The following is a 9,522-nucleotide window of genomic DNA, read 5'->3' on the forward strand; positions in this document are numbered from 1 at the left end:
CGCTATTGCAGGTCGCCGAATGCAGCGGCCAGCCGTTCTACCGCCTCCTGAACTCGGGCGCGCGGTGTTGCGATGTTGAAGCGCAGCCAGTTGTCGCCGCCCTTGCCGAATGTCGGCCCGTGGTTGACGGCAATGCAGGCATCCTGCTCGACCCGCCTTGTGAACTCGCTCCGCTCCATGCCCGTATCTTCAAAGCTGACCCATGACAGATAGGTTGCCTCAAGCTCCATCGATTTGAGGCCGGGGATCGCATTCACCCCTTCATCAAACAGACGGCGGTTGCCATCCAGATAGGTGACCAGTTCATCTACCCATGCCGCCCCTTGCGGGGAATAGGCCGCTGTGGCCATGAACAGGCCAAACGAATTGGGTGACAGGCCAAGGGCCATCATCCGCGTGGCAAATTTTTCGCGCAGGTCAGGATCGGCGATGATCACATTGCCGGAGTGCGATCCGGCGATATTGAAGGTCTTGGTGGTGGCGGTCATCATCGCCAGCCGGTCCTCGATCCCGTCGATCGCCGTCATGGGGATATGGGTGTGGCCGGGCATCACCAGATCGTGGTGAATTTCGTCCGACACAAGGATCAACTCGTGCCGTTTGGCAAAGGCCGCGACCGCTTGCAGTTCGGCCCTGCTCCAGACACGGCCACCCGGATTGTGCGGTGAGCACAGGATCACCATCCGCTCAGACCCGTCCATCTGCGCGTCATAGGCGTTGAAATCCATCTCGTAACGCCCGTCGCTTTGCGTCATTTCGCATTCCACGACCCGCCGCCCGTTGGCTTTGATGACCTTGGCAAAGGCGTGATAGACGGGCGTGAACAGGACAACGCCGTCGCCGGGGTTGGTAAACGTATCCACACACAGCGCCGTGCCGTTCACCAGCCCATGGGTGGTAAAGATATGATCGGCCTCGACATGCCAGCCATGCCGGTTCTGCATCCACCACTGGACGGCGGCGGTGTATTTGCTGTCATCCCCGAAGTACCCGATGACACCGTGATCGACCTGCGCCTGGACCGCGTCGAGCACACATTGCGGCGGGCGGAAATCCATGTCCGCCACCCACATGGCCAGCCCCTTGTCCTGCGGCACGCCATAGATCTTCTCCATCATGTCCCATTTGACGCAATGGCTTCCGCGGCGGTCGATGATCTCGTCGAAACTCATGAGGCGGCTCCTGCAACTGGTAGCGCGCACGCTACCAAGGCCGCGCCCAAGCGCAAGGGGACATTGCGGGTCGGGATCAGTTGTCCTACATCGGGGACATGAAACGCCCGATCATCCTGCACCCTGACCCTCGCCTGAAAAAGACGTCCGAACCCGTGACGGATCTGTCGGACGATTTGCGCCGTCTTGCCGACGATATGCTTGAGACGATGTATGATGCGCCGGGCATCGGGCTAGCCGCGCCGCAGGTCGGTCTGCTGACCCGCCTGATCGTGCTGGATTGCGTCAAGGCCGAGGGTGAAAAACCCCGCCCACTGATCATGTTCAATCCCGAAATTGTGTCGTCTTCGGACGAAACCAATGTCTACGAGGAAGGGTGCCTGTCGATCCCCGAACAGTTCGCCGATGTCACCCGCCCCGCCGAGGTGCAGGTCCGCTGGATTGACGAAAACGGCAAGGAACATAGCGAAGGCATGGACGGGTTGTGGGCCACCTGCGTCCAGCACGAGATCGATCACCTCGATGGCAAGCTGTTCATTGATTATCTCAAGCCCCTCAAGCGGCAGATGATCACCCGCAAGATGGTCAAGTTCAAACGCGAAAAGGCCCGCGAAAAGGCATGACGCTGCGCCCGATCCTGACATGGCCCGACGACCGTCTGAGCGTCATGTGCACGCCGGTCGAGGCGATCACGGACGATATCCGCGTTCTGGCGGCTGATATGCTCGAAACCATGTATGCCGCCCCGGGGCGCGGGCTTGCCGCACCGCAAATCGGCGAAATGCTGCGTCTGTTCGTGATGGACGCGACATGGAAAGAGGGCAATGCCGACCCGATGATCTGCATCAATCCGGATATCATTTCCCGCAGCGACACCCTCAGCACCGCGGGCGAAGGATGTCTGTCCATCCCCGGTGTCGAAGCCGAAGTGAGCCGCCCGTCACAGGTGCGCATGGTCTGGACGGACCTTTCCGGGCGCGTGCACGAGGAAGACCTGACAGGTTTCGTCGCCTTGTGCGCCCAACACGAACTGGACCATCTGGATGGTATCGTGACGCTCGACCGGGTTGATGAAGCGCAGCGCGCCGATATCCTTTCCCGCTACGAGGCCGCCTGATGGCTGTGCGTCCCATCCTGCGCTGGCCGGACAAGCGGCTGCGCATGCCAGCGGGCACGGTCGAAAGCATCACGGACGACATCCGCGCCATCTGGGCCGATATGGTCGACACGATGGACGCCATGCCCGGTCAGGGCATTGGTCTGGGTGCGCCGCAGATTGGCGTCATGCTGCGGCTTGCCGTTGTCGATGTTACCCCGGACCGCTCGCGTCGCATCCTGTTGGCCAATCCCGAAGTCCTTTCGGCCAGCGAAGCGCGTGAGGCCGGAGTGGAGGCGAGCCCGTGCCTGCCCGGTGTGCATGCGGAAATCCAGCGCGCCAAGACGGTGGCCGTGCGGTTTCTGAATGATCAGGGCATCTGGGATCGTCGTGATTTCACCGGGCTTGAGGCGCGATCTGTCCAGCACCAGATCGATCATCTTGCGGGGCGGATGTATTTTGACAATCTGGGCCGGGTCAAACGCGATATGCTGCTGCGCCGCGCGCGCAAGGTAGGCTGAGATGCGCGTGATCTTCATGGGCACGCCAGACTTTTCGGTGCCCGCGCTTGAGGCGCTGCACGGCGCGGGCCACGACATTGCCTGCGTCTACACCCAACCGCCCCGGCCTGCCGGACGGGGCAAGAAGGATCGCCCAAGCCCGGTGCAGACGCGTGCCGAAGCGCTGGGATTGCCCGTGCGCCATCCGTCCTCCCTGCGCGATGCTGAGGCGCAGGCGCAGTTTGCCGCGCTGAACGCCGACATCGCCGTGGTCGTTGCCTATGGTCTGATCCTGCCGCAGCCGATCCTTGATGCGCCGAGCGATGGCTGTCTGAACATCCACGCCAGCCTGCTGCCCCGTTGGCGTGGTGCTGCGCCGATCCACCGGGCGATCATGGCCGGGGATACCGAGACTGGCGTGTGCATCATGCAGATGGAGGCGGGGCTGGACACCGGACCCGTCCTGCTGCGCGGTGCGACCCCGATTGGCCCAAGTGACACCACGGCCCTCCTGCATGACCGATTGGCAGATATGGGCGCAGACCTGATCGTAGAGGCGCTTGGGCAGTTGGAGACGCTGACCCCCGAGGTTCAGCCGGAAGAGGGCGTGACCTATGCCCAGAAGATCGACAAGTCGGAGGCGGCGATCGACTGGAGTCGTCCTGCCATCGAGGTGGATCGTCAGATACGCGGGTTGTCGCCTTTTCCGGGCGCATGGTTCGAGCAGGACGGCGCGCGGATCAAAGTGCTTGGATCGGTTCTGGCGGATGGCAGCGGCATGCCGGGTCATGTGTTGGATGACGTGCTGAGCGTGGCCTGCGGCACCGGTGCTGTGCGTCTCAGCCGCTTGCAACGGGCGGGCAAAGGCGCGCAGGATGCCGATGTCTTCCTGCGCGGTCATCCGATACCGCGCGGCACGCAACTGTAACAAAGGATCGCCCATGTTCCCCACCCTTATCGGCACAGTCGTCATTGCGGGCATCGTCGGCTATCTGGCGGAAAAGTCGGGGTTCACCCGCAATGGGATCCTGCAGTCGATCATCATCTGCGTGGGTGGCGCGTTCCTGTTTTACTTCGTCCGCCTGATGTTTGGCTTTGGGTTCAACAGCCCCGGCCTCAATGCCGTCGTATCGTCGGTGGGCGCCTTGATCATCGTGCCGACCCATTGGCGCAAACGCTAGCCCGGTCCGAGGGGAGGACCCTCGAACCGTTTCGCGTGTTGACCCCTAGAAAATCTTCTTCAGGATCAGCTTTTTCTTCAGATCGTGTTTAGAGATGTGCTTTTTCTTGATGCCGTGTGAGTGGTGGCGGTGCCCGTATTTTGGTGTGACATGGTGCGGTTTGTGATGCTTGAAGCTTTTGTGCTTCTTGATCTTCACCTTGAAATTGGCGTCGATCACCTGCGCGCTTTGTTCATCCGCACTCGCCCAATAGACCTTGGCGTTAACGGGCACAAAAGTTGACAGGGTGATGGCCGTGGCCATGGCTGCGATCAAAAGCGGGGTTTTCGTGGCTTTCAGGTGCATCTCTTCTCTCCTCTGCGGGTGGGTCGGTTCGTTCCGTGTTGAGACAGAGATAGCAGAAGCGGGCTGTAACAATAAGGGACTGTTCGGTCACAAATAGTCATGGAAATGGCAGGGCTGAGTGAGGATTTGAGATCTGTCCTGGAAATAGATGTTTAAAATCAGCGTTTTCAATTCACAAAACCTGTAACATTCCCGAAGTGAGGTAGGCCAGAAAACCCGCTATTTGGGTTTAAAAGGGGCCATACCTGCCCGCGCCAGCTCGTCCGCGCGCTCGTTCTCGGCGTGCCCTGCATGCCCTTTGACCCATTTCCAGGTCACATCATGGCGCGCCTGAGCCTCATCCAACCTTTGCCACAGATCGGCATTGGCCACCGGCTTTTTCGCAGCGTTCTTCCATCCGTTGCGCTTCCAGCCGTGAATCCAGCTGGTGATCCCGTTTTTGACGTAGTTGCTGTCGGTCACGACGGTGATGGTGCTGGCGCGTTCCAGTGCCTCAAGGGCGGCGATGGCGGCCATCAGTTCCATCTTGTTGTTGGTGGTCTGGGCCTCGCCGCCTTTCAATTCGCGCTCTTTGACGATCTTGCCGCCATCCATCGCGCGCAGTAGGACACCCCAGCCACCGGGACCGGGATTGCCCGAGCATGCGCCGTCGGTATAGGCAAAGAGCTCAGCCACTGGTGCGGGCCTGCAAAACGATGAACGGGGCGATTTCGCCCGAAAGCCCGGCCTCTTCCCCGGTGCGGGAATATTCGATGTCGAAACCGGTTTGCCCTAGCAATGCCGTCAGAGCCTCTTCCGTCATATAGGCATAGAGCCGTCCGATGCTGTCGCGTTTTTCACCGACGCCCAGCTTGGTTCCGAAATGCATCAGACCCCCGGGCTTGAGGGCGCGTGCAATGGCAGCGAACTGGTCCGGCCAGTCAGTCAGCGGCGTGTGCAGCATTGAAAAGTTGCACCAGATGCCGTCGTATGCGGCGACCTCTGTCAAATCGGCGTACACAGCCTTGCGTGCCGTCACACCGTCGCGGGCTGCGGCCATTGCCACCATTTCCGGCACCGGATCCCACGCGTGCGCCTCCATGCCCGCCGCAGCCATGGCCCCTGCGGCAAATCCCGGGCCACAGCCCAGATCAAGCGTGCGCGCGCCTTTAGGCATTCCCGCGATAAAGCGCAGCAGGCTTGGGCTTGCCTCTTCTCCAAGGGTCATCTTGGCGTATTCGTCAGCCTTGGCGGCATAGACGGACAGGGTTTCGCGGTCGCTCATGAGATCACCGTTATGGCCAGGCAGGCCACAACAATGGCCGTCAAAAGGGTCCGCAGGGCCATCCACCATGGCGGCGTCAAACCCCAGCGGGAAAAGGCGAAATCCAGCATCAGCACGCCCAGAAAGCCAAAGATCAGGTTCATGGCTGCTCCGGATGGCCCGCCGCCGGTCATGAAGAATGCCCAGAGGGCGGGCAGCACGGACAGGGTATAGCCCGTGGCCGCCTGCATACCGCTTGCCTTGGTGGCAAAGCCCCACAAGACGCCCGACATGAACGACAGGATGACCGAGCCGTAGAAAAGCTGCACATATGGCCCGATGAAACGCGGCCCCAGATAGGTGGCCCCAAGTGCGGCCAGATCGTCAACCATCACAGTGGCCGCCCCCCAGACAAAGGGGATGAGCCCGAGAAGGCCGAGGATCAGGGGCGCGCGTGGAATCTGTCTCATAGCTCTGCGATCAGGGTGGCAATGCGTCGGGCCCTCGTGTCCGCTCTTTTGGCCGAGGTGACAAGGTGCAAACGTCCCCGCTGGTTGCCGGGGCTCAGAGCGGCCCAATCCGAACTGCGCCCGGCCGCCCGCAAGGCAGCAGCGACATCGTCCGGCAGCTCGACCAGATCAGGATCGGCTGCACGGATGCGCGCGTCGAACGTCTCACCCGGTGCAAGACCGCTTTCCTTCAGAAACGCCTTGCCGGTGTACACGAAAACGCCTTCGATGACGGGGGCTTTGGTCAGGGCGAGGTTGACGGGGTGATCGCCAAACTCACCTTCGATCCGGCGGGTGTCGTCCGGCAGGGCGGCCATTATGTCATCGGGGATGCGCAGCACGGTATAGGTGTTCTTGCCCCATTCCATGGGTTCGATGCGGCCCTCGAATGTTAACCAATCCTCGCTCATGCACGCTCCAGCGCGAGGCGACCTGCGAGGGCGGCAAAGATGGCAGCAAAGCTGCGCGAAAGCCAACGCATGACCGTTTCTGACCCGAGAATCCATTGGCGCGCGGCGGCGGCAAAGCTTCCGTAAAGCACAAAGACCACGAATGTCATGACCATGAACACAAGGCCCAACAGCGCCATTTCCGCCGTGGCCGTCGCCGGCGTGCCAGAAAGGAAGGGCGGTAGCAGGGCGAGGAAGAAGATCGACAGCTTGGGGTTCAGGATGTTGATCAGGGCGCCCCGGCGCGCGATGCGCCATCCGGATTCTGCCTTGGTCTCGGACGAAATGGCCAATGCCCCGCCCTGACGCAGACTGCCCCACGCGAGGTAGAGCAGATAAGCGACGCCCGCGAACTTCACGATGTTGAACAGCAAGGCCGAGGTGTGCAGGATCGCCGCCAGTCCCAGCGTTGCAGCGGCGAGATGCGGGACAATCCCGAACGTGCATCCCAGTGCCGCCCACCATGCCGCGCGCCGTCCCTGCCCAAGACCCAAAGCGAGGGTATAGATGACGCCCGTTCCGGGCGCGATGACAACGACAAACGCTGTCAGCAGAAATTGCAACGAAATCATGGGCTCGCCCTCTGAATGATAATGGCGCGACACTACGCCCCTTGCGCGGTGTGTAAAGGATCGAGTGGTCAGGCAGGTTCGCGCAGCACGCGGGGCACCTTGAATTCCACGTTTTCGACGGCTGTTTCGACCACTTCAACGGTCATGTCATAGCGCGCGCCAAAGGCGTCGATGACCTCGTTGATCAGCACTTCGGGGCCGAAGCCCCGGCGGTTATGCCGACCGACGTGATCCCGTCGAGGCTGCGCCAGTCGATATCGGTGGCGCGCTGAACAAGTTGTGAATACTTGCATCCCGCCCGCGCGCCCACCTCGACCAGTCGTTTGGAATTCGACGAATTGGGCGCTCCGACCACCAGCATCGCGTCGCATTTCGGGGCCATGGCCTTGACCGCCTCTTGCCGGTTGGTGGTGGCGTAACAGATGTCTTCCTTGTGCGGCCCGACGATGTTGGGAAAGCGCGCCTGCAAGGCGGCGACGATGTCGGCGGTGTCGTCCACGGACAACGTGGTCTGCGTGACAAAGGCAAGGCGGGCCGGATCGCGCACAGTGACTGTTGCCACGTCTTCGACCGTTTCAACCAGCAACACATCGCCTTCGGGCAGTTGGCCCATGGTGCCGACGGTTTCGGGGTGGCCTGCATGGCCAATCATGATCATCTGCAGGCCTGCATCTGCGTGGCGCTGCGCCTCGATGTGAACTTTGGACACAAGCGGGCAGGTCGCATCGACAAAGACCATCTCGCGCGCCTGTGCGGCTTGGGGGACGGATTTGGGCACGCCGTGGGCGGAAAAGATGACGGGTCGGTCGTCGGGGCAGTCCGAGAGTTCCTCGACGAATACCGCCCCCTTGTCACGCAGACCGTCGACCACGAATTTGTTGTGCACGATCTCGTGGCGGACATAGACAGGTGCGCCCCATTTCTCGATGGCCATCTCGACGATCTTGATTGCACGATCCACGCCCGCGCAAAATCCGCGTGGGGCCGCGAGGTACAGGGTCAGGGGGGATTTGGCATATGCGTCTCTCCGGGCGTTCGTACCCCCAGAGGTAAGGTGTTCGGCGGGCCGGGTCCAGCCCGCCGAAATGGCGTAAACAGCCTTGGCTCAGCCTTGCGCTTGCAGCCGTTCGCTTTGCTCGGGTGCGATTTCGCGCGGTGGGCGACCGATCACTTCCTTCAACTCGTCGAGTTCGATGAAGTTGTCGGCCTGACGGCGCAGATCATCGGAAATCATCGGTGGCTGGCTGCGGATGGTCGACACCACAGACACACGAACGCCCTGACGTTGCAGGCTTTCGATCAGTGGACGGAAATCCCCGTCTCCCGAGAACAGGACAATGTGATCAACACGAGGCGCCAATTCCATCGCGTCCACCGCCAGTTCGATGTCCATATTTCCTTTGACCTTACGACGGCCCATGGAGTCGGTGTATTCCTTGGCCGGTTTCGTCACCATGGTGAAGCCGTTGTAATTCAGCCAGTCCACCAGCGGGCGGATCGGTGAGTACTCGTCATTCTCCAGCAAAGCGGTATAGTAAAAGGCTCTGAGCAACTTGCCGCGGCGCATGAATTCCTGGCGCAACAACTTGTAGTCTATGTCGAACCCAAGCGCTTTGGCTGCGGCGTAAAGATCTCGAACCATCGATGAACAGCGCAAGCCGTTCGTCTTTGTAAAACATAAAACATCCTTCCGAAAATTCGGGTCACCGCCTGCTATTTCCGTGAGTGTTGTGGGTGAGAATGTAAAATCTCGTACAGGCGATTAACCGAAAATAGGTGATTTTGAACATGTCGCAAGGCACTACTCAGCGTAAAACGGGCGAAAACCTGCCGCAAAACCGGTCACTTTCGCTTGTTGCCCTAGGGTCAAACGTTCAATCTGACGTGAGGTCACCCGCCGAAACCCTCAAATTGGCCGTGTCCGAGATGGAAACAATGGGTGCGGTGATCTGCGCACAAAGCCGTCTTTTTGCCACGCCCGCGATCCCGATCGGCAACGGTCCGGACTTTGTGAACGGCGTCGTTGCGATTGAATCCGGCTGGTCGGCGCGCGAAGTCATCGCGAACCTGCACGACATCGAAGCCCGGCTGGGCCGCCGCCGCGCCGAGCGGTGGGGCGCGCGGATCATCGATCTGGATTTGCTGGCGATGGACGATCTGATCCTGCCCGATGTCGCCACTTTGCGCCGCTGGATGGACCTGCCGTTTGATCAGCAACAGCAAAAGGCGCCCGGCCAGCTGATCCTGCCGCATCCGCGGATGCACCAGCGCGGGTTCGTGCTGATCCCGCTGGCCGACGTGGCGCCGGACTGGAAACACCCCATCATCCGACAGACCGTCATCCAGATGCGCGATGCCCTTCCAGAGACGGAACGTAACAGCATCAAGCCACTGGAATAGCGGCTTGTCATTTTGCTGAATCGCGCCTACATACGCAGCTTGTCGTTCATTATTG

At 60.8% G+C, this 9,522-nt stretch carries 13 protein-coding genes and 2 pseudogenes; 6 read left to right on the top strand and 9 right to left on the bottom strand.

Annotation, left to right across the window (positions count from 1 at the left end; translation table 11 throughout):
* Nucleotides 1–2: 2 nt before the first annotated feature.
* Complete coding sequence (locus ACERZ8_RS08540) at nucleotides 3–1,172, bottom strand: MalY/PatB family protein (RefSeq protein WP_407591803.1); 1,170 nt, start codon at nucleotides 1,170–1,172, stop codon at nucleotides 3–5.
* A 98-nt stretch (nucleotides 1,173–1,270) separates the two neighbouring features.
* On the opposite strand from ACERZ8_RS08540, the gene def (ACERZ8_RS08545) reads away from it, so the two are divergent.
* Genes def (ACERZ8_RS08545) through ACERZ8_RS08565 form a run of 5 tightly spaced genes read left to right on the top strand, consistent with a single transcriptional unit; the run spans nucleotide 1,271 to nucleotide 3,949 of the window.
* A complete protein-coding gene (def, locus tag ACERZ8_RS08545) occupies nucleotides 1,271–1,795 on the top strand; it encodes a peptide deformylase (protein ID WP_407591804.1) in 525 nt (174 codons plus the stop codon).
* Complete coding sequence (gene def, locus ACERZ8_RS08550; protein ID WP_407591805.1) at nucleotides 1,792–2,289, top strand: peptide deformylase; 498 nt, start codon at nucleotides 1,792–1,794, stop codon at nucleotides 2,287–2,289. Before def (ACERZ8_RS08545) ends, def (ACERZ8_RS08550) begins: the two co-directional genes overlap by 4 nt.
* Nucleotides 2,289–2,789 carry a peptide deformylase gene (gene def / locus ACERZ8_RS08555; RefSeq protein WP_407591806.1) on the top strand — a complete coding sequence of 167 codons (501 nt, stop codon included), beginning with the start codon at nucleotides 2,289–2,291 and terminating at the stop codon, nucleotides 2,787–2,789. The genes def (ACERZ8_RS08550) and def (ACERZ8_RS08555) overlap by 1 nt, the downstream gene beginning before the upstream one ends.
* A gap of 1 nt (nucleotide 2,790) precedes the next feature.
* On the top strand, nucleotides 2,791–3,696 hold the full coding sequence (gene fmt / locus ACERZ8_RS08560; RefSeq protein ID WP_407591807.1) for a methionyl-tRNA formyltransferase: 906 nt from the start codon (nucleotides 2,791–2,793) through the stop codon (nucleotides 3,694–3,696).
* Nucleotides 3,697–3,709: 13 nt separating this feature from the next.
* Nucleotides 3,710–3,949, top strand: a complete 240-nt coding sequence (locus ACERZ8_RS08565; RefSeq protein ID WP_407591808.1) for a hypothetical protein — start codon at nucleotides 3,710–3,712, stop codon at nucleotides 3,947–3,949.
* A 45-nt stretch (nucleotides 3,950–3,994) separates the two neighbouring features.
* Here ACERZ8_RS08565 and ACERZ8_RS08570 read toward each other — a convergent pair whose 3' ends face one another.
* The 8 genes and pseudogenes from ACERZ8_RS08570 to ACERZ8_RS08605 all read right to left on the bottom strand — a co-directional run bounded on the left by ACERZ8_RS08570 (nucleotide 3,995) and on the right by ACERZ8_RS08605 (nucleotide 8,746).
* Nucleotides 3,995–4,294, bottom strand: coding sequence for a hypothetical protein (locus ACERZ8_RS08570; protein ID WP_407591809.1), 300 nt, complete (start codon nucleotides 4,292–4,294; stop codon nucleotides 3,995–3,997).
* A gap of 219 nt (nucleotides 4,295–4,513) precedes the next feature.
* Nucleotides 4,514–4,969, bottom strand: a complete 456-nt coding sequence (gene rnhA / locus ACERZ8_RS08575) for a ribonuclease HI (protein WP_407591810.1) — start codon at nucleotides 4,967–4,969, stop codon at nucleotides 4,514–4,516.
* Nucleotides 4,962–5,558, bottom strand: coding sequence for a class I SAM-dependent methyltransferase (locus ACERZ8_RS08580; protein ID WP_407591811.1), 597 nt, complete (start codon nucleotides 5,556–5,558; stop codon nucleotides 4,962–4,964). The genes rnhA and ACERZ8_RS08580 overlap by 8 nt, the downstream gene beginning before the upstream one ends.
* Nucleotides 5,555–6,007 carry a DUF3429 domain-containing protein gene (locus ACERZ8_RS08585; protein ID WP_407591812.1) on the bottom strand — a complete coding sequence of 151 codons (453 nt, stop codon included), beginning with the start codon at nucleotides 6,005–6,007 and terminating at the stop codon, nucleotides 5,555–5,557. The genes ACERZ8_RS08580 and ACERZ8_RS08585 overlap by 4 nt, the downstream gene beginning before the upstream one ends.
* On the bottom strand, nucleotides 6,004–6,456 hold the full coding sequence (locus ACERZ8_RS08590; RefSeq protein WP_407591813.1) for a YdeI/OmpD-associated family protein: 453 nt from the start codon (nucleotides 6,454–6,456) through the stop codon (nucleotides 6,004–6,006). The genes ACERZ8_RS08585 and ACERZ8_RS08590 overlap by 4 nt, the downstream gene beginning before the upstream one ends.
* Complete coding sequence (locus ACERZ8_RS08595) at nucleotides 6,453–7,067, bottom strand: LysE family translocator (protein ID WP_407591814.1); 615 nt, start codon at nucleotides 7,065–7,067, stop codon at nucleotides 6,453–6,455. The genes ACERZ8_RS08590 and ACERZ8_RS08595 overlap by 4 nt, the downstream gene beginning before the upstream one ends.
* A 68-nt stretch (nucleotides 7,068–7,135) precedes the next feature.
* Nucleotides 7,136–8,070: pseudogene (gene ispH / locus ACERZ8_RS08600) on the bottom strand (4-hydroxy-3-methylbut-2-enyl diphosphate reductase).
* 102 nt (nucleotides 8,071–8,172) lie between these two features.
* Nucleotides 8,173–8,746: pseudogene (locus ACERZ8_RS08605) on the bottom strand (LabA-like NYN domain-containing protein).
* A 109-nt stretch (nucleotides 8,747–8,855) separates the two neighbouring features.
* On the opposite strand from ACERZ8_RS08605, the gene folK reads away from it, so the two are divergent.
* On the top strand, nucleotides 8,856–9,467 hold the full coding sequence (folK, locus tag ACERZ8_RS08610; protein WP_407591815.1) for a 2-amino-4-hydroxy-6-hydroxymethyldihydropteridine diphosphokinase: 612 nt from the start codon (nucleotides 8,856–8,858) through the stop codon (nucleotides 9,465–9,467).
* Nucleotides 9,468–9,522: the final 55 nt, after the last annotated feature.

It is taken from the genome of Tateyamaria armeniaca, assembly GCF_045797845.1.
GTDB lineage: Bacteria > Pseudomonadota > Alphaproteobacteria > Rhodobacterales > Rhodobacteraceae > Tateyamaria > Tateyamaria armeniaca.